Annotated in this window: 17 protein-coding genes; 2 read left to right on the forward strand and 15 right to left on the reverse strand. The window is 44.2% G+C overall.

Going from position 1 to position 19,405, the window contains the following annotated elements:
• Positions 1 to 160: 160 nt before the first annotated feature.
• Complete coding sequence (locus GSF08_RS01305; RefSeq protein ID WP_160624070.1) at positions 161 to 916, reverse strand: DUF2087 domain-containing protein; 756 nt, start codon at positions 914 to 916, stop codon at positions 161 to 163.
• A gap of 125 nt (positions 917 to 1,041) precedes the next feature.
• On the opposite strand from GSF08_RS01305, the gene GSF08_RS01310 reads away from it, so the two are divergent.
• A complete protein-coding gene (locus GSF08_RS01310) occupies positions 1,042 to 1,830 on the forward strand; it encodes a hypothetical protein (RefSeq protein ID WP_160624071.1) in 789 nt (262 codons plus the stop codon).
• A 27-nt stretch (positions 1,831 to 1,857) separates the two neighbouring features.
• On the opposite strand, the gene GSF08_RS01315 is transcribed toward GSF08_RS01310, so the two are convergent.
• The 8 genes from GSF08_RS01315 to murA all read right to left on the reverse strand — a co-directional run bounded on the left by GSF08_RS01315 (position 1,858) and on the right by murA (position 8,354).
• Positions 1,858 to 2,169, reverse strand: coding sequence for a hypothetical protein (locus tag GSF08_RS01315; protein WP_160624072.1), 312 nt, complete (start codon positions 2,167 to 2,169; stop codon positions 1,858 to 1,860).
• A 16-nt stretch (positions 2,170 to 2,185) separates the two neighbouring features.
• A complete protein-coding gene (gene rpoN, locus GSF08_RS01320; protein WP_160624073.1) occupies positions 2,186 to 3,427 on the reverse strand; it encodes an RNA polymerase factor sigma-54 in 1,242 nt (413 codons plus the stop codon).
• A 112-nt stretch (positions 3,428 to 3,539) separates the two neighbouring features.
• Positions 3,540 to 4,406: a peptide chain release factor N(5)-glutamine methyltransferase gene (gene prmC / locus GSF08_RS01325; RefSeq protein WP_160624074.1), complete on the reverse strand. Its 867-nt coding sequence runs from the start codon at positions 4,404 to 4,406 to the stop codon at positions 3,540 to 3,542.
• Positions 4,406 to 5,479, reverse strand: coding sequence for a peptide chain release factor 1 (gene prfA, locus GSF08_RS01330; RefSeq protein WP_160624075.1), 1,074 nt, complete (start codon positions 5,477 to 5,479; stop codon positions 4,406 to 4,408). The genes prmC and prfA overlap by 1 nt, the downstream gene beginning before the upstream one ends.
• 141 nt (positions 5,480 to 5,620) lie before the next feature.
• Positions 5,621 to 6,226 carry a thymidine kinase gene (locus tag GSF08_RS01335; protein ID WP_160624076.1) on the reverse strand — a complete coding sequence of 202 codons (606 nt, stop codon included), beginning with the start codon at positions 6,224 to 6,226 and terminating at the stop codon, positions 5,621 to 5,623.
• Between the two features lie 114 nt (positions 6,227 to 6,340).
• Complete coding sequence (gene rpmE, locus GSF08_RS01340; protein ID WP_160624077.1) at positions 6,341 to 6,544, reverse strand: 50S ribosomal protein L31; 204 nt, start codon at positions 6,542 to 6,544, stop codon at positions 6,341 to 6,343.
• 101 nt (positions 6,545 to 6,645) lie between these two features.
• Complete coding sequence (locus GSF08_RS01345; protein WP_160624078.1) at positions 6,646 to 7,047, reverse strand: type IV pilin protein; 402 nt, start codon at positions 7,045 to 7,047, stop codon at positions 6,646 to 6,648.
• Positions 7,048 to 7,085: 38 nt separating this feature from the next.
• Positions 7,086 to 8,354 (reverse strand): UDP-N-acetylglucosamine 1-carboxyvinyltransferase, encoded by a 1,269-nt coding sequence (murA, locus tag GSF08_RS01350; RefSeq protein WP_160624079.1) that lies wholly within the window; start codon positions 8,352 to 8,354, stop codon positions 7,086 to 7,088.
• 306 nt (positions 8,355 to 8,660) lie between these two features.
• Between murA and GSF08_RS01355 the strand changes: the two genes are divergently transcribed.
• Entirely contained in the window at positions 8,661 to 10,145 is a 1,485-nt protein-coding gene (locus tag GSF08_RS01355; protein ID WP_160624080.1) for a DUF1846 domain-containing protein, read from the forward strand.
• A 220-nt stretch (positions 10,146 to 10,365) separates the two neighbouring features.
• On the opposite strand, the gene purH is transcribed toward GSF08_RS01355, so the two are convergent.
• The 6 genes from purH to GSF08_RS01385 are packed head-to-tail and all read right to left on the reverse strand — an operon-like array spanning position 10,366 to position 19,393.
• A complete protein-coding gene (purH, locus tag GSF08_RS01360; RefSeq protein WP_160624081.1) occupies positions 10,366 to 11,898 on the reverse strand; it encodes a bifunctional phosphoribosylaminoimidazolecarboxamide formyltransferase/IMP cyclohydrolase in 1,533 nt (510 codons plus the stop codon).
• Between the two features lie 4 nt (positions 11,899 to 11,902).
• Positions 11,903 to 12,487, reverse strand: a complete 585-nt coding sequence (gene purN / locus GSF08_RS01365; RefSeq protein WP_160624082.1) for a phosphoribosylglycinamide formyltransferase — start codon at positions 12,485 to 12,487, stop codon at positions 11,903 to 11,905.
• On the reverse strand, positions 12,481 to 13,524 hold the full coding sequence (gene purM / locus GSF08_RS01370; RefSeq protein WP_160624083.1) for a phosphoribosylformylglycinamidine cyclo-ligase: 1,044 nt from the start codon (positions 13,522 to 13,524) through the stop codon (positions 12,481 to 12,483). Before purM ends, purN begins: the two co-directional genes overlap by 7 nt.
• Before the next feature lie 2 nt (positions 13,525 to 13,526).
• Positions 13,527 to 14,966, reverse strand: coding sequence for an amidophosphoribosyltransferase (gene purF / locus GSF08_RS01375; RefSeq protein WP_160624084.1), 1,440 nt, complete (start codon positions 14,964 to 14,966; stop codon positions 13,527 to 13,529).
• Position 14,967: 1 nt separating this feature from the next.
• On the reverse strand, positions 14,968 to 15,678 hold the full coding sequence (gene purC / locus GSF08_RS01380; protein WP_160624085.1) for a phosphoribosylaminoimidazolesuccinocarboxamide synthase: 711 nt from the start codon (positions 15,676 to 15,678) through the stop codon (positions 14,968 to 14,970).
• Positions 15,679 to 15,688: 10 nt separating this feature from the next.
• On the reverse strand, positions 15,689 to 19,393 hold the full coding sequence (locus GSF08_RS01385; protein ID WP_160624086.1) for a phosphoribosylformylglycinamidine synthase: 3,705 nt from the start codon (positions 19,391 to 19,393) through the stop codon (positions 15,689 to 15,691).
• Positions 19,394 to 19,405: the final 12 nt, after the last annotated feature.

The following is a 19,405-nucleotide window of genomic DNA, read 5'->3' on the forward strand; positions in this document are numbered from 1 at the left end:
TAGTAACAGGATTTTCCGGAATACAAAAATAAAATCCGTTGATTTTTTTAGTTTTGTATCAAATTCCTGCACAATATATCCGTTCTTGTACAATTTTCAGCACATCTATCCATTCTTTTTCTTGATCGTGTTTATAAAGAAAAAAACTGATGATTTCTCATCAGTCAGTACCTTTTACCCAATATTCACTGCAGTCTTCCGTACGCATCAGAAAGCCATATTCAATCAGCGCCCTCCGAATCGTCACAAAGTCACTGTAGATATCCTTTAAATATGCATTGATTTCCTGTTCGCTGTAATGACGTCCATAATCCAGACCTTCGGTTATCCGGCGCAGTACCACAATTTTCTTTTTATCACGGCCGGGAAACTGCTTCAGCTTCAGAGGTTCAAATGACGCGAACATCGTATTCAGAATCTGCTCGCTTTCTGCTACCGTTGTGATAAAACGATCGTCAATCATATTAGCACCCATATGTACTTCTACCAGCTTTTCTTCCTGCGGCTGTTCCGCCTGTTCAAGCGCCAGCTCATACATTGCCAAAAACAATCTGGCTTGCTTTGCTTTTTCTTTAAACACAAACCGCTGATGTCTGACCGTAGAAGCAGAAGTGCCGGTAATTTTCGCAATTTCCTTGTCACTATTGCCTTCTTTCATCAGGCGCAGCAGCTGTTTTTGAACATCCGTCAGCCCGTTCTGTTTCTTATCCGTTTCCATCAAGCGATCAAATACAGAACCATGCTGCTTACAGATATGGATTTTCACAGCCCGTTCCGCATCAAAAAAACGGTCGTCTATATGAAAGATTTCACCTTTTTCAAATAGCTGTTCACAAAAACTGCAGCGATAGCCATTCGCTTCTTCACGATATCCGTTCTTGATTTCCTCTAAATAACGCTCTTCCTGTTTTGCCATTCCTGTCCGTTCTTACTCCTATATTTTAAATCATGTTTCTATTATACGATAATATTATCATAATGCAATGATTCTTTCATCAATGTTACAAATGTGTTACAATTTGAATGAATCGAGGGGTAGACATGAAATTCAATCACGACGTTATTCAGCTGTACCTTCATGATAAACCGCTTGAAGCAGGAATTTACGGCTGGATATATGACTTGCGCCAGATGGGAAAGCATATCTATCATGCACCGGATCATCGACGTAAAGAAGTAGTAAAAGAATTAGATCAAAGAATTTATAAATTACAGGAACATGTTTTTTTTAATTTTAATATGATAAAAGAACTCTTTGCCAAAAAAGGCGGGCCTTATGATTTTGAAATTATACCTGCAGTGGGAATGGAACCCGGTTATGACTGTTTTCTAACCTTACAGCCAAACGGCACTTACACGATGATCATGGATCTTCTGCAGTTTGCGGATTATGGACCGGAGCTTGATAAAATGATGTATGTGATGCGCAGTGAAATGACCAAGCGGCTAGTTCTCCATGGAGTGCAGAATTATTATCCGTTCCGCTATGCGAAAGGGTATCATGACCAACTTACCTACCATGCTTTCTGTCAAGGAATCACACAGTATCTCGCCTGGGGTCCGAATGCGGAGAATTATTTGCTGCATACAGAAAAATATGAGCCCTATCGCAAGCAGAATCTGCTGATGCTGACACAGGCCTTGAAAGAAGAAGACCCCCAGCTTCAGCAAACACTGCTGAACTATGCAGTCAGCAATTCTTCCTTTTGGAAGCAATTCGGTACAGTCGGCGGGATGTTCATCTGGGACTCCCTATATCGCGGCGGCGGAATTGACGCGGTTGTATTCACCTTTAAAAAGGGATGGAAGACTTTTTTAAAAACAAAATGAGCCGAGCCTTCGGTTCATTTTTTCTTGTTATTTACGCTCCACAACCCGATATACATTATCAAAACCAAATACTTTATACAAAACAGATACAGTAGCCAGAATCAGCAGCATCGCAAGTACGAGTTCCAGAAACCCTCCCATCGGTATTTTTACAAAATAGGAATGCGTATAATTGGACAAGGTTACAACTAAGAAAAAAGCAAACATACAGCTGATCCAGCCATTTCGTTTTGCCCGTATACGCAGATGATGACCGCACGGCGAGTTAATTTTACCATGCAGAACATCAACGGTAATCTCTGCACCGCAATTCGGACAATGGGATTTATATTTCAGCATATCAAATAGCTCCTCTCTAAAACTGCTTGCGCCGGGACGCCGGCGGTATCTGCAGCTGTTCACGATACTTCGCAACGGTTCTGCGTGATATTTTCACACCATGTTCACTTAGCAGGTCAGCCAGCTTTTGGTCACTATATGGTGCATGTTTATCCTCTTCCTCAATCATCTTTTTCAATTGGATGTGGATTTCATTAGCGGATTCTCCACTTTCCAGCTTTGCTTGGAAAAAGAATTTTAAGGGAATCAGCCGTTGTTCAAATTCCATATATTTATTAGATATTGCCCGGGAAATGGTAGACTCATGAATGCCGATTTCATCAGCGATATTTTTCAAAGTAAGCGGAGAAAGCTGTGCATGCTCCAGAAAGAACACACGCTGATGCTCAACAATACAGTTTACGATCGCTAAAAGCGTAACATTTCGTTTCCTCATACTTTCAATCAGCAATTTGGCACTTTTCATATGCTGTTCCAAATATTGAATGACCTCTTTATCTTTTGTCTGCTCATAATTATGGTTGATCCTAAGATCATATTGTTCACTTAATAATTCCAGCTTGATTTCCTGATCTTCAACCATGACCCGAACATCTGCTTCGACATAATCGCTGCCGCTGGCATAATTGATTCCGGGCCGCGGGTCCATCTGCTTTATCAATTGAACTGCCTGCACGACATCAGCCATTTCACAGCCAATCTTCTGCGCTATTTCCGGCAGTCGATTATCGGCAACCTGCATCAGATATTCAGATACGATATTCATGGCCAGCCGACGATACGGGCTTTCCTGAAAACTCAGCTGGATCAGAAGACACTCATCCAGCGAACGAGCTGCAACACCATATGGTTCAAAGGTCTGAATCCGGTTGATCATCTCCTCGATATCATCCTCGCTTTTACCTGTATAGCTGCTGATTTCATGATTGCTCATACGCAGGTAACCGTCATCATCTAATGATTCAATCAAAAATTCCCCTAATGAGATATCCACTGACTTTCGGCATGTTTCCAACTGTTTCATCAAAACATCGGATAAGGTCTCTCGATCCTCCACATAATTCAGCAGCAGGTCAAAATCTGTATCCTTATGCGTTGACTGCATACTATAAATATGCTCATTTGCTTCCAATACTGGATTCATTTCTAATTCTTCGATAACTGCATCCAAAAGATCATGCGTATTCATTTCCAGCACTTTCAAAGAAAACTGCTGACGCATTGACATTTTTTGGGTTACAACATTGACTAGTTTCATAATACCTCTTTAGTTTTCATGTATGTTTATTATAACATAAAGCACTGTACCATATGAGGATAAACATCTGTATTAAAAAAGTTTACCAGCAGCCGCCGATAAACCTTTTTATTTATGAATTAGGTTGAATGCCAAAATAGACAAACAGCATTCGATCCTTACCATTCATATCCTTCAATACCTCTGTACAAGCATCCGGGAAATACCTTTTCACTTCATTCAATAATGCTTCCCGCTGATTCCAACCCATCTCAAAAGCCATCATTGATCTCGGCTTCAATACCTGTTTTGCCTTCTCAAACATGATGCGGTAATACTTCAAACCATCATCCCCGCCAAACAAAGCGACATGCGGTTCATGATCCTTTACACTGGCTTCCAAAATTTCTTCCTGGGGAATATACGGTGGATTGGAAATTAAAATATCCACCTTAAGATCCCGATCAATCAACGGCTCCAACATATCACCGATACAGAAGCTGATTGAAACTTCGTTCAGTTCCGCATTCCGCGCTGCCACATCCACTGCTTTTTTACTGATATCGGTAGCCAGTACATGCAAAGAGGGCTCCTCTTTTTTTAACGAAATCGCGATTGCTCCACTGCCGGTTCCGATATCCGCCGCAATGATATTTCCATTCATTTTAAAGTAATCATCATAGGCTGATAAAATATTTGCTACTAGCTCTTCGGTTTCCGGACGAGGAATCAAAACATCCTCATTCACCAGAAAGCGATATCCGTAGAACCATTCATATCCGAGGATATGGGCAAGGGGTTCATTTTCAGCCAGCCGTGCGATCCCTTCCTGAAACTGTTTGTTTAAGGCATCGGGAATTTCTTGGTCAAATTCCATATATAAATTGTGAGCTTCCATCTGCGCCAGCTCCAGCAGCAGCATAAATGCCGCTTGTTCACCGCACTCTGCGTTTTGCAGCTGTTTCTCTGCAGCCCGTAAGCTTTGCTTATAGCTGGCCATTACGCATTTCCTGCCAGTTTCGCCTGTTGGTCTGCGGTAATCAAAGCGTTGATCAAATCATCCATACGGCCTTCCATGATACGATCCAGTTGATTCACTGTATAGCCGATACGATGATCGGTTACTCGGTTTTGGGGGTAGTTGTACGTACGTATCTTCTCCGCACGGTCACCGGTTCCGATTTTACTGCGCCGTTCTGCTCCGGCTGCTGCTTCGATCTGCCGCTGATGTTCCTCATAGACACGGGAACGAATCGTCAGCAACGCAGTAGCACGGTTTTCATGCTGTGAACGTCCATCCTGACACTTCACTACGATACCGGTCGGCTTATGCACAATACGAACCGCACTATCAGTTTTATTGATATGCTGTCCGCCGGCACCGCTGGCACGCATGGTTTCTATTTCCAGATCATTCATATCAATATCAAAATCATCCGCTTCAATTTCCGGAGATACCAGCACGGTTGCTGTTGATGTATGAATGCGTCCCTGTGATTCAGTCTTTGGTACCCGCTGTACGCGGTGAGAACCGGATTCAAATTTTAATTTACCATAGGCGCCATTTCCTTTCACCATAAAGGAAACCAACGAGAAGCCTCCGGCTTCCGCTTCGGCCATTTCAATCGTTTCAATGCGCCAGCCTAAAGATTCTGCATACTTCACATACATACGGTACAGATCACCGGCAAAAATATTGCCTTCATCACCTCCGGCTGCACCGCGAATCTCCATGATAGCATTGTGCGTATCATTTGGATCCTTGGGGATCAGCAGTACCTCCAGCTTCTGAAGATAGCTTTCACACAGCGGTTCCAGCTCTTCCACTTCCATTTTTGCCATTTCACGAAGCTCTTTATCTTCTTCACCAAGCAGAGCCTTGGCTTCCTCCAGCGCATCGGCATTCTTTTTATATTCCTGATAGGTTTCAACGATTTGCGTCAAATCCGCCTGTTCCCTTCCCAGCTTTGCCAGCATCTTACTGTCTGAGACGATATCCGGCGACATCATCATATCGTTGATTTCATGGTAGCGGTTCACCATGCCTTCTAAACGTTCAATCATTACACTCATATCCTATACCTCCTTGTTGAATCGTTCCTTTACAGCATTTCATCGCTATAAATGAAACGCTCTGATATAGTATTTTCGGTTCATGTGCACATCATCATTTTGAACGATTTTCACCATGCTATTCATGATGCACACCTCCTTTTATTTCAAATTATGCTTTACCAGCTGTGGTTTTCCTATTACTTCATGGCAGTGCCGACATCTGGCTTCATATTTTTCGGCGGCTCCGACCATGATGATCGGATCATCATAGCTGGCAGGATGACCATTTACCAAGCGCTGCGTACGCGTTGCCGGCGCGCCGCATTTGGTACAAACAGCTGTCAGCTTCGTAACAAATTCAGCCATGGTAAACAGACGCGGCATGATGCCAAACGGAACCCCGCGAAAATCCATATCCAAGCCTGCTACCATTACGCGTTTTCCCTGATCAGCCAGATATTCACAAATATCTACAACCTCATCGTCAAAAAACTGAACCTCATCAATCGCGACGACTTCAACACTGTCATCCATATATTTAAAAATATCATGTGCTCTGCGAATCGCAAAGCTGTCAACCTTCGTTCCGGCATGTGATACTACCATCTGCTCATCATAACGATTATCGATTGCCGGTTTAAAAACAACAATTTTCTTTTTCGCATACTGCAGTACCTTGATGCGGCGGATCAATTCTTCCGTTTTACCGGCAAACATACAGCCCGATATCACTTCGATCCATCCCTCTTTATAATGCTGATACATGATCATTCTCCTCACTTATCTTCACACGTAATGATTATAGCATGAATAGGTGGTCTTTTTAAGTGTAAAGGGATGTAAAAACGGAGCTGATTGCCAGCTCCGTTTTTCGTGTTTTTACTTAAGTCCGTATTTCTTGTTGAACTTCTCAATTCTACCCTGAGCAGCAGCGAAGCGCTGACGTCCAGTGAAGAATGGGTGGCAGTTTGAGCAAGTATCTACACGCAGTTCCTTAGATGTAGATCCAGTTTCAAATTCTGCACCGCAAGAAGTACATTTTACCATGATACGGTTGTATTCAGGATGAATGCCTTTTTTCATGATTTTACTCTCCTTCCGCCTTAGACCATTTTAATTCTCTGTCGATCTAAAGTAAGTGCTATACCATTATAGCATAAGAAATGCAATATGCAACTATTTTATCACAGATTGTCGATAACTTCCGCTTCCTTATTGGAAGTGATTTTCACATAGGTATCATCATCATGAAAATAGAAAATGATCTCACTGATTTGTCGCTTATCCGCATCAAATTTACAGCTGTATAAGGTAAATATTTCTTCATCGGTTTGTTGAATGATTTCCTCCCGTACCTCAAAGTAAGCGGCATCTTTGTCAAAGGCGGGCTTAGCTTTAGCGAGGTAGCGGTCAAGTCCAATCATACCGGCAAGATAACCGGTACGAGCATCTGCCAGCTTTGCGGAATTACGTGCTTCCTTAACATATCCCAACATGGAGGGAATTGCTATCGCGCTCAGGATTGCCAAAATCAAAAGCACGACGATAATTTCAACAAGGGTAAATCCCTGATTACATTTGCGCATATGAATTCTCTCCTTAAAAAAGCGAGCAGCCGGCCCGCTTAGTCTTCCTTCTTTTCCCGCCAGATTTTCGCTCCTAACGCATTCAGCTTTCCATCGAGATTTTCATACCCGCGGTCGATATGATAAATTTCTGAAATTTCCGTGATACCCTGAGCAATCAATCCGGCGATGACCAAACACGCGCCGCAGCGCAGATCGGTCGCAACCACCTGTGCACCATACAGCGGAGTTGGTCCTTTGATAAACGAGCTCGGTATCATCACGTTGATATCCGCACCCATCTTATTCAGCTCATGACAGTGCTTAAATCGTTCCGTATAAATTGTCTCGGTCACAACGGTTTGTCCTTCCGCTTGGGTCATTAAAGCAGTCAGCGGCTGCTGAATATCAGTGGCAAATCCAGGATACGGCAAGGTTTTGATCTCCGTAGCGCGCAATGGGCCGTCATGATGACGAATCTTCACGTGATCTACACCGACTTCCATATCAATACCAATCTCATGAAGCTTAGACAGTAAGGATTCCAAATGCTGAGGAATGATGTTTTCAATCGTCATTTCCTCGGCCGCTGCCGCAGCCAGTACAATATAGGTAGCCGCTTCAATACGATCCGGAATGATCTCATGAAAACATCCGCTTAAATTATCAACACCGTCAATCGTTATCACATTGGTACCGACACCGCGAATCTGTGCGCCCATCTTATTCAGCAGGGTTGCGACATCAATGATTTCCGGCTCCTTGGCCGCATTTTCAATAACCGTTCTGCCTTTGGCATAAACCGCAGCCATCATGATGTTGATCGTTGCTCCCACGCTGGAAATATCCAGGAAAATCTTCGTTCCGCGCAGCTCCTTTGCCTCAATCACATAGGCGCCATGTTCATTGCGCACCGTTGCTCCCAAGGCCTCAAAGCCTTTTAAATGAAGATCGATCGGACGAGGGCCTAAATAACACCCTCCCGGCATTTTCATTTCTACCCGGCCATACTTGCCAAGCAGTGCTCCCATAAAATAATAGGAAGCGCGCAGCTTTGATACATCCTCCTGTACCATCGGTTTATTTTCCATATGCGTAGGATCAATAATAATATGATCCTCAGCTTTAAAGACAACTTCCACACCAAGATCACGAAGCAGCACTGAAAGTGCCTGCACATCAGAAATATTAGGAACACCGCAGATTGTAACCGGTCCGTTCGCCAGAATCGAAGCCGGGATCAATGCTACTGTGGCATTTTTAGAACCAGAAATACGCACGGTGCCATTCAATTTATGGCCACCCTCGATTTTAATAACTTCTTTCATTCGGTTTCTCCTTTTTCGCATATACCTCACAGTGCTACTATTATAAAGCATTTCATAGGGTTTATCCACCAAAAACTCGACTTGGCAGATATTTCTCTTACATGAGTTCAGAAGCAGCCCTGCCGGCAAAGCGATCTGTCAATTTCTCTATTCTATTATATTATAAATGTCCCGTTTTGTGTATTTTTTACAATCACATTTTATGAATGCTTTTTCCAGAATTATTAAATAATTTTTATAGCTGGATTATTAGTAAAGTATCTTTTTTTTTGGTATAATAGAAAAAGGTGTGAAGGAGGCGGATGTATGAAAAAAATTGCTTTTGATAATGATTTATACTTAAAACAACAATCAAAGCATATACAGGAAAGAATCTCTAATTTCGGTGATAAGCTGTATTTGGAATTCGGTGGTAAATTATTCGATGACCACCATGCGGCACGCGTGCTGCCGGGATTTCAACCAGACAGTAAACTGAAAATGCTGTTGACATTGAAGGATCAGGTGGAAATTATCATCTGTATCAATGCCAGTGATATTGAAAAAAATAAAGTTCGCAGTGACTTAGGCATCTCCTATGATGTTGAAGTCCTGCGTCTGATCGATGCCTTTCGGGGAATTGGTCTATATGTAGGCAGTGTTGTGATTACCCAGTACAACAATCAGGCTGCCGCTGATACATTTAAGAAAAATCTTGAAAACCTGGGCGTGAAGGTCGGACTTCACTATCCAATCAACGGTTATCCGAACAATGTCTCCTTAATTGTGAGTGATGAAGGATATGGAAAAAATGATTATATGGAAACCAGCAAGCCGTTGGTCGTTGTAACCGGTCCGGGCCCGGGAAGCGGAAAGATGGCTACTTGCCTCTCCCAGCTATATCATGAACACAAGCGTGGTGTAAAAGCCGGATATGCGAAATTTGAAACCTTTCCGATCTGGAATCTGCCGCTGAAGCATCCGGTCAATCTGGCCTATGAGGCGGCTACCGCAGATTTGAATGATATAAATATGATTGATCCGTTCCATTTAGAAGCCTATGGTGAAACGACTGTGAATTATAACCGCGACGTGGAAATCTTCCCGGTTCTGAATGAAACATTCCGACAAATTCTAGGGGAAAGTCCTTATAAATCACCTACTGATATGGGTGTCAACATGGTCGGCAACTGCATCATTGATGATGAAGCTGCGATCGAAGCCAGCAAGGATGAAATCGTACGCCGTTATTATCAGGCTCGAGAGGATTTCAAAACCGGTGCTACGGATGAAACGACCATCGAGAAAATTGAACTGGTAATGTCCCAGGCAAATGTATCCCCGGATCGTCGTTCCTGTGTCAAGGCCGCTCTCACCAAGGCAGAAGATACCGACGCACCGGCGGTTGCGATCGAATTGGATGACGGCCGCATTATCACCGGCAAAACTTCATCGCTGCTCGGTGCCAGTGCTGCCGCGCTGCTGAATGCCCTGAAAGCTATCGGCAATATCAATGACGACCTGCCGCTGATCGCTCCAAGCATCATTGAGCCAATTCAGAAATTGAAAACCAACTCGCTGGGAAACAACAATCCCCGTTTACATACTGATGAAGTATTAATTGCCTTGTCTATTTCCGCGACAACCAATCCGCTTTCTCACTTCGCGCTCCAGCAGCTGCCAAAATTGAAAGGCTGTGAAGCTCATAGCACGGTCATTCTATCAGAAGTGGATCGCAATGTCTTTCGGAAGCTGAAAGTCAATTTGACCTGCGAGCCTTCCTATCAAACAAAAAAACTGTATCATAAGTAAACGATATTAAAAAATCGAGATCTTAAAACGATCTCGATTTTTTATTGATTCTTTCTGTATTATCAGCCTCATAACCAACCCCAATAGCATTTTCAGTAAATGCTTCAAAAATGGTTATCTTTTTACTTTTCAATAGCTTATTCTCTTTTTATGAACCGATTAATCAAAAGGGATGTATATAAAAATCTGCGCAGTCTTCCAACTGTGCAGATTAAATTTATCAATGTTTAAAATGGCGAATGCCTGTATATACCATTGCGATTCCATACTGATCACAGACATCAATGGAGTCCTGATCGTGAATACTTCCGCCTGGCTGAATAATCGCCGTAACACCGGCAGCGGCAGCAGCTTCGCAGGTATCCGGCATCGGGAAATATGCATCTGATCCCATTACCGATCCTTTGGCTTTTTCACCTGCCTGCTCAATCGCAATTTTCGCCGCGCCGACACGATTCATTTGACCGGCACCGACACCGACCGTCATATCATTACGAACCAGTACGATCGCATTGGATTTCACATGCTTCACCGCTTTCCAAGCAAACAAGAGCTGTGCAATTTCTTCCTCAGTCGGCTTGCGTTTTGTTACACATGTAAGTTCTTCTCTGGTTACTTTCTTATCATCAACATCCTGCACCAATAAACCGTCATTTACATTGGTTACCTTAAATTTTGTATGTACCGTTAATGTGGTATCCAATTCCAACAAACGAATATTCTTCTTCTTGGATAAGAGTTCAAACGCTTCCCGCTCATAGCCCGGGGCAATAACGATCTCTAAGAACATCTGTGACAGCTTTTCTGCGATCGGCATGGTTACCGCTTCATTGAAGGCTACGATCCCACCGAAAATAGAAACCGGATCGGCCTCAAAGCATTTATTCCAAGCTTCTTCAATCGTCTTACCGATTCCAATACCGCATGGGTTCATGTGCTTCAGACCAACCGCAGCCGGCTGACCTTCAAAATCTTTTAAAATTTCAATCGCCGCATTGCCATCCTGAATATTGTTATAGGACAATTCCTTACCGTGCAGCTGTTTGGCATTGGCAAGTGAATACTTCGGATCAAAATTTTTATAGAAGGCTGCGCTTTGATGCGGATTCTCACCATAGCGAAGATCCTGAACCTTTTCAAAAGTCATCGTAAAGTTTTCCGGATATTTTTCACCGGTGCGTTCTGTCAGATACTGGGCAATAATGGTATCATACGCAGCTGTATGACGGAAAACCTTCGCAGCCAAAAATTCACGGGTAGACAAACTGGTATCACCCTTTTCACGCAGTTCCGTCAGAACCGATTCATAATCCTTCGGATCGACAATGACCGGAATAGACTGGTAATTCTTAGACGCACTGCGCAGCATGCTCGGTCCGCCGATATCAATATTTTCGATAATTTCCTCATGGGTTACTCCATGCTTCATCAGCGTTTGTTTAAACGGATATAAATTTACACAGACCAGATCGATATAATCAATGTTCAGATCCTGAAGCTGTTTGACATGCCCAGGATTGCTTCTCACACACAGCAATGCGCCGTGCACACTAGGATGCAGCGTTTTTACACGACCGTCCATAATTTCCGGAAAACCGGTAATATCAGAAATACCGATGGTTTTGATGCCGGCTTCTTCTAAGGCTTTTTTCGTTCCGCCGGTAGAGATGATTTCATAACCCAATTCTACCAACCCGGAAACAAAAGGCACCAGACCGGTTTTGTCAGATACACTTACTAATGCTCGTTTCATGCAATTACCTTCTTTCCTCTATCTGTTTACATACTAAATTGATCACTTCCGGAAACAGCTGATATTCCAAAGCATGAATATGCTCCTCCAGGGTTTCCAAACTCCAGGATGGATCAATCATAACTTTTTCCTGGCGGATAATTTCACCGGTATCAATTCCTTCATCAATATAATGAACCGTGACCCCGCTGTATGTGACTTTTGCTTCATATGCATCCAGAATGCTCTGCTTTCCCGGAAATTCCGGTAAATAGGCAGGATGCAAATTGATGATGCGTTTCGGATACGCATCCAGCAGCACATGCGTGATAATCCGCATATAGCCGGCTAGTATAATCAGCTCGACTTGATCTTTTTTCAGGATTTCAAGCACTGCCTGTTCATATGCTTCTTTGTCCGCAAATTCTTTTGGCAGCACCACATGGTAAGCAATCCCGAGTCTTTTGGCCCGATCGATCACTTTAGCCTGTGCCTTATCTACAATCAAGGTGACACATTTCGCGTTTTGAATGTTTCCGGTCTCCAAATTATGAATGATATTTTCAAAATTTGTACCGCTTCCGCTGGCAAAAACCGCAAATTTTACCATTGCAGGTCAACACCCTCTCTAGCTGTAGTTTCACCTATGATATACGCTTTTTCATCAATTTCCGCCAATAAGTCAATGACTGTTTTGGCATCAGCCTTATCAACTGCCATGACAAATCCGATTCCCATATTGAAGACGTTGTACATTTCCTTATTTGAAATATTACCGGTCTGCTGAAGCAGATCGAAGATAGCCGGACGCGGATAGGATTTGGTATCGATTGTTACACCGACTCCGGCTTTCAGCATTCTCGGTACATTCTCATAGAAACCGCCGCCGGTTATATGAGACATTCCCTTAATGTCAACCTTGCCGAATAGGTGTTTCATCGCTTTTACATAGATTCGGGTCGGGGTTAAAAGCTCTTCACCCAGTGGCTTCCCAAGGCTTGGAATGGTTTCATGCAGATCGAGATGACCGTCTTTCAGCAGCACCTTGCGGATCAATGAAAATCCGTTTGAATGCGTTCCTGAGCTCGGCAGTCCGATCAATACCTGACCGGGTGCGATACCTCGATTATCCATCAATTTGCTTTTATCAACCGCGCCGACACAGAAGCCGGCCACATCATAATGATGATCGCCGTACATATCCGGCATCTCCGCGGTTTCCCCGCCGATCAATGCACATTCCGCCTGCACACAGCCATCCGCCACACCTTTTACAATCTGCTCGATCACCTGTGGCCGGTTTTTATCCACAGCCAGATAATCCAGGAAGAAAATCGGTGAAGCACCCTGTACCAGCACATCATTGACACACATCGCTACCGCATCGATACCGATCGTATCATGCTTGTCCATCGCAAATGCCAGCAGCAGCTTCGTACCGACGCCGTCAGTCCCGCTCACCAGCACCGGTTCTTTCAACCCGAGCGCTGATAAGTCAAACATACCGCCGAAAGCACCGATTGAATCTATCGCTCCTTTGATCTGGGTACGGGCAACATGAGATTTAATCAACCGCACCGACTCGTATCCGGCTTCTAAATCAACTCCCGCTTCCTTATATAAATCACTCTTACTGATTTCACTCATGATTAATCCTCCCTTACCAGCGTTTTCGCCAAACTGAATAAACGTGTCGGATAATTTCCGGTGAAGCAGGACAGACATAAATCTTTCGTTCCAAATGCTTCAACCAGTGAATCACAGGAGAGGAACTTTAATGAATCCGCCCCGATATACGCTCTGACTTCCTCCACGCTCATTCGGGCAGAAATCAGCTCTTCATATGTGGATGTATCCACCCCATAGAAGCAAGGATGGGTAATTGCCGGAGATCCGATACGAACATGAACTTCTTTTGCGCCAGCTTCCTTTAACAGCTGAACAATACGCTTAGAGGTCGTACCGCGGACGATTGAGTCATCGATCAGCATGATGCGCTTATCCTTAACAATATCACGCACCGCGCTCAGCTTCATACGAACGCCGCGCTCTCTTTGTTTCTGCGTCGGCTGGATAAAGGTTCGGCCGACATAACGGTTCTTGATTAAACCCAGCTCATAGGGCAATCCGCTTTCTTCGGAATAGCCGATCGCAGCGGACAAGGAAGAATCAGGAACTCCGACCACGATATCCGCTTCAACCTTTCCCTTGTCTTCACGAGCCAGCATATGACCGCTGTATCGACGTGCCGTATGAACGTTGATATTGTTGATATTAGAATCCGGGCGGGAAAAATAAATATATTCCATCGCACACATCTTATTTTGAATTTCCGTTGTATATTGAAAGAATTTCAGACCGTCATCAGCGATACGTACTACTTCACCCGGTTCAATGTCACGAATCGTTGTCGCATTAACGATATTAAAAGCACAGGTTTCAGAACTCAGACAGTATCCGGCTTCATCAACATTGGCGATCGTCAGCGGACGCAGTCCGTTTTTATCGCGAATACCATACATGCAGTCTTTTGTCATGATGATAAAGGCAAATGCCCCTTCTAATCGATTGGCCGCTTTTATAATCTTTTCAACAAAGGTTCCGGTTTCTTTTTGAATCAGATGAGCAATGACTTCAGAATCACTGGTACCCTGAAAGATCCGGCCTTCATTTTCCAGTTCAATGCGGATTTCTCGGGCATTCACGATATTGCCGTTGTGTACAACCGCAAAATTTCCGGTATGCGCACGCACCATGATCGGCTGTACATTTTCGATTTCATTCCCGCCGGCGGTTGAATAACGGACATGTCCAACGGCATGTACCCCTCCAAGCCGATCAATGGTCTGCGTATCGAAAATTTCCGTTAACAGACCCTTGCCCTTATAGCACTCTACCTTTTGATTATCACTTGCGGCGATACCGGCGGCTTCCTGGCCGCGGTGCTGTAATGCATGCAGACCGTAATATGCCAAGGAGCTGGCATTATCAGATACATTATATACACCAAACACACCGCATTCCTCATGCATTTCTCCGTCCAGGAAATATTCATTTTCCTTGATAAAATCTATTGACAAGTCTTTCATCTTAAAACCCCATTCTTTCTTTTAATCGTTTTGCGATTTCCTGATAAGCTGCTTCCACATTGCCCAAATCCCGGCGGAAACGATCCTTGTCCAGCCTCTCCTGGGTATCGCTGTCCCATAAGCGGCAGGTATCCGGTGATATTTCATCCGCCAGCAGGATCGTACCGTTGCTTGTTTTTCCAAATTCGATCTTGAAATCAATCAAATCGATGTGGATGCTATGAAATAATTCACAAAGCTCACGGTTAATTTGCAGTGCATATTCATAAATCTGCTTCAATTCAGCCTTTGTAACCAGCTCCAGTGCCAATGCTTGATCGTCATTGATCAATGGATCGTTGAGTTCATCACATTTATAACAGATTTCTTTGATCGTAACCGGTGAAATTCTGCCTTCTTCCACCCCCAGGCGCTTTGCGATAGATCCGGCAAAGCGGTTGCGGATGATCACCTCCAAGGGAATAATAGCAACCTTGATACAGAGCTGATCTCGGTCATTCAAGGTTTTTAAATGATGGGTAGGTATCCCTTTAGTTTTCAAATAATCATAAAGCAAGGTCGTAATTTCATTGTTTAATACACCCTTATTCAAAATGGTTCCTTTTTTCGCGCCGTTACCGGCAGTCGCATCATCCTTGTACCGGATGATGACTTGATCTGGCTGATCAGCCTCCAATATTTGCTTGGCCTTGCCTTCGTACAGCAGCTTCATACCGGTACTCCTAACGGCCTCGGAAATAATTTACACCATTCAGAAAGATATCCTGAACCTTATTTCCGTCAATATTTTTCATAAGTCCTTCTTCGTAACGCTCACAGTGTCCCATTTTACCGAAGATATGACCGTCGACCGAAGTGATGCCTTCAATGGCATAGCTGGAACCGTTCACGTTGAAGGCTCCGTTCATGGTCGGATTGCCCTCTAAATCGGTATACTGCGTTGCGATCTGACCGTTGGCAAACAATTCTTTCGCTACCTCTTCATCAACCACAAATTTACCTTCACCATGTGAGAATGCAATGTTATGCAGTTCTCCTGGCGTGAAGCTGGATAACCATGGTGATTTGTTGGAAGCGATCTGTGTCATCGCCATACGGGAAACGTGACGGTTGATATTGTTTCGAAACAGCGTCGGCGAAGCTTCATCAAGCTTCGTGATGTCGCCGTATGGAAGCAGCCCGGATTTGATCAGCGCCTGGAATCCGTTACAGATGCCGAGAATTAATCCATCATTGGCAAGCAGGGTTTGAACTGCCTGATATACCTGTTCGTTCTGCAAAACATTGGCGATAAATTTCCCGCTTCCGTCCGGTTCATCACCGCTGGAGAAGCCGCCAACAAGCATCAGAATCTGTGACGATGCAATTTTTTCACTCAATTCTTTCAAAGAGCGTTTTACCGCTTCGACAGAAAGATTATTAAAAACATACACTTCCACCTCGGCACCGGCCCGTTCAAACTGCTGTTTCGTATCATACTCGCAGTTGTTGCCAGGGAATACCGGGATTATTACTTTTGGTTTATCAATTCTGGTACGAGCATGTTTATGCTCTTGGATATGATACAGCGGTGTTTGTACCGGCTTACCATCCGTATCCGTTTTCGTTGGATACAGCTGCTCATAACGACTCATCCATTTTGCGATCGCTTCTTCCATGTTCAAGGATACACCATTGATGACAATTTCATCACCGCCGGTTTCACCCAGCAGAATGAAATTTTCGTCCTGTATATCTTCCGTTGCCTCCACCAGCAAAGAACCGATGGAAAGTGCGAATAACGCTTCTTCTGTATCAACGCGAATACCGATTTTATTGCCAAAGCTCATCTTGCATAAGGTTTCCGCAATACCGCCGAATTTCACGGTTGCGGCAGAAAGAATCGTTTTCTTTTTAATATACGAATGAACGGTATCAAAGTTTTTATTCAGTGCTTCATAATCCGGAGTTTCATCATCATGGATCGGATGCTTGACCAAATAAATCTTGGAACCGGATTTTTTCCATTCGCTGGAGATGATATTGCCTGTATTGCCAGTCGCAACCGCAAACGTGATGATCGTTGGCGGAACGCTGATATTCTTATAAGTACCGCTCATGCTGTCCTTGCCGCCGATTGCCGGAGTCTTAAACGCCAGCTGTGCTTCAATGACACCCAATAGTGCCTGTGCCGGCTTGCCCCAGCGCACTTCATCCTGATGCAGCCGCTCGAAGTATTCCTGACAAGTCAAGCGTGCTTTATGTATATCGCCACCGACTGCCGCCACTCTGGCAAGTGCTTCGACAACTGAATAAGCACCGGCCAGATATGGCGAATAACAGCTCACGCCTGGGTGAAATCCATAGGACATGATGCTGCAGGTATCGGTTAACCCCATAACCGGAAGCTTTTGGACGGATGCTTCACTCTCCGTCAGCTGATATTTACCGCCGTAAGGCATGAGAACCGTTGATTTCCCGATCGTTGAATCGAACATCTCAACCAATCCCTTTTGTGAAGCGGTATTCTCTTTCGCCAAATTTTCCAGCAGATTTTCTTTGGTGCAGACTTCCTCATGGTGAAATGGATTTTCATCCTGTTCCACGGTGGTGATCGTTACCTTCTGATGCTGACGAACACCGTTGGTATCAAGAAAGGCGCGGGATATGTCGACGATTGTTTCTCCTTTACAGTGCATGACCAAACGATTATCATCGGTAACTACCGCAACTTTTGTCGCATCCAGATTTTCCTGATACGCCAATTCTTTAAAGGCTTCAAACTGAGCAGCTTCAATAACCACAGCCATACGCTCTTGACTTTCGCTGATTGCCAGCTCAGTTCCATTCAGACCGCGGTATTTTACCGGAACGACATCCAGATCAATATCAATGCCGGGTGCCAGTTCACCGATCGCAACACTCACGCCGCCCGCTCCGAAATCATTGGAACGCTTGATCATACGCGTTGCTTCGGGATTGCGGAATAATCGCTGCAGCTTTCTTTCCACCGGGGCATTTCCCTTTTGAACTTCACTGGAGCATTTCGTTAAAGAAGATTCATTATGTTCTTTAGAAGAACCGGTTGCTCCGCCGATACCGTCACGTCCGGTTGCTCCGCCTAATAATACAACAATATCTCCGGCACACGGCTCCTTGCGTACAACCCAAGCCTTCGGAGCTGCCCCGACAACCGCGCCAACCTCCATACGTTTCGCAACATATCCCTCATGATACAGCTCTTTTACATACGTAGTCGCCAGTCCGATTTGATTACCATAAGAGGAATAACCCTGTGCGGCTGATTTTGATATCACGCTCTGCGGCAGCTTATTCGCTAATGTATCGTTCAAATCCTTATTAATATCTCCAGCGCCGGTAATCCGCATCGCCTGATAAACATAGCTTCTTCCCGACAGCGGATCACGGATCGCTCCGCCGATACACGTACTGGCACCGCCAAACGGTTCGATTTCGGTCGGATGATTATGGGTTTCATTCTTAAACATTAACAGCCATGGCTCTTTCACCCCATTGACATCCACTTCGATTTCCACACTGCAGGCATTGATCTCCTCACTTACCTCCAGATCGTCCAAATAACCGGTTTTGCGCAGATATTTACCGGCTATCGTAGCCATATCCATCAGGGTCATGTATTTCTTTTCCCCGTGTACTGCTTTCCGCAGTTCTACATAATCATCATAAACCTTTTGTAATTGATCATGAAACTTACCGGCTGTAATCGTTACTTCATCCAGCACCGTTTCAAAGGTCGTATGACGGCAGTGATCGCTCCAATAGGTATCAAGCACTTTGATCTCAGTAATTGTCGGGTCGCGCTGTTCTTCATTATCAAAATATTTCTGGATGTGCAGCAGATCTTCATCGCTCATCGCCAGACCTTCATTTTCCCGGTATGCGGCGATTTCTTTCTCGCTCCAACCGCAAAATCCATCGATCGTCAGCACCGGTTCGATCTCCACTTCTTCCTCACAGGCAAGCACAGATAAATCCTTTTCACGCATTTCTACCGGATTGATCAGATATTTGCGTACTGCCTGCATGGTGACTTCATCCACAGCACCTTCAAAAACAACAAGTTTACCGCTCTTGATGATAACTTCTTCCTTATTATTCAGCAGCATTAAGCATTGCTGCGCGCTGTCCGAACGCTGATCATACTGTCCCGGCAGATATTCCATCGCAATGTATGACTTTCCTTCCAAGGCTAGATCATTCAGCACTTCATCCGTTACCACCTCGGACAGCACCCGCTGTTTTAGGAGTGCTATATCCTGATCATCCGCATGAAATACATCATAGATATTAAACAGCTGCAGTGATGTAACGCCGGATAAATCAAAATTTGTTTTCAGTTCCTCGAAAAGTGACTGTGATTCGATTCGATAGGCAGGCTTCTTTGTAACATAGATACGTGTATTCATAAGATTCTCCTC

Source organism: Copranaerobaculum intestinale, assembly GCF_009831105.1.
In the GTDB taxonomy this organism is placed as follows: Bacteria; Bacillota_I; Bacilli_A; order Erysipelotrichales; family Erysipelotrichaceae; genus Copranaerobaculum; species Copranaerobaculum intestinale.

Bases quoted from the DNA above. Each gene is read 5' to 3' on its own strand.
- purN (WP_160624082.1), bottom strand. From the start codon at position 12,487: ATGGTAAAATTTGCGGTTTTTGCCAGCGGAAGCGGTACAAATTTTGAA.
- purH (WP_160624081.1), bottom strand. From the start codon at position 11,898: ATGAAACGAGCATTAGTAAGTGTATCTGACAAAACCGGTCTGGTGCCT.
- purF (WP_160624084.1), bottom strand. From the start codon at position 14,966: ATGAAAGACTTGTCAATAGATTTTATCAAGGAAAATGAATATTTCCTG.
- GSF08_RS01315 (WP_160624072.1), bottom strand. From the start codon at position 2,169: ATGCTGAAATATAAATCCCATTGTCCGAATTGCGGTGCAGAGATTACC.
- rpmE (WP_160624077.1), bottom strand. From the start codon at position 6,544: ATGAAAAAAGGCATTCATCCTGAATACAACCGTATCATGGTAAAATGT.
- prfA (WP_160624075.1), bottom strand. From the start codon at position 5,479: ATGAGTGTAATGATTGAACGTTTAGAAGGCATGGTGAACCGCTACCAT.
- purC (WP_160624085.1), bottom strand. From the start codon at position 15,678: ATGAAGCTGCTGTACGAAGGCAAGGCCAAGCAAATATTGGAGGCTGAT.
- GSF08_RS01345 (WP_160624078.1), bottom strand. From the start codon at position 7,047: ATGCGCAAATGTAATCAGGGATTTACCCTTGTTGAAATTATCGTCGTG.
- GSF08_RS01335 (WP_160624076.1), bottom strand. From the start codon at position 6,226: ATGTATCAGCATTATAAAGAGGGATGGATCGAAGTGATATCGGGCTGT.
- GSF08_RS01305 (WP_160624070.1), bottom strand. From the start codon at position 916: ATGGCAAAACAGGAAGAGCGTTATTTAGAGGAAATCAAGAACGGATAT.
- GSF08_RS01385 (WP_160624086.1), bottom strand. From the start codon at position 19,393: ATGAATACACGTATCTATGTTACAAAGAAGCCTGCCTATCGAATCGAA.
- prmC (WP_160624074.1), bottom strand. From the start codon at position 4,406: ATGGCCAGCTATAAGCAAAGCTTACGGGCTGCAGAGAAACAGCTGCAA.
- GSF08_RS01355 (WP_160624080.1), top strand. From the start codon at position 8,661: ATGAAAAAAATTGCTTTTGATAATGATTTATACTTAAAACAACAATCA.
- murA (WP_160624079.1), bottom strand. From the start codon at position 8,354: ATGAAAGAAGTTATTAAAATCGAGGGTGGCCATAAATTGAATGGCACC.
- GSF08_RS01310 (WP_160624071.1), top strand. From the start codon at position 1,042: ATGAAATTCAATCACGACGTTATTCAGCTGTACCTTCATGATAAACCG.
- rpoN (WP_160624073.1), bottom strand. From the start codon at position 3,427: ATGAAACTAGTCAATGTTGTAACCCAAAAAATGTCAATGCGTCAGCAG.
- purM (WP_160624083.1), bottom strand. From the start codon at position 13,524: ATGAGTGAAATCAGTAAGAGTGATTTATATAAGGAAGCGGGAGTTGAT.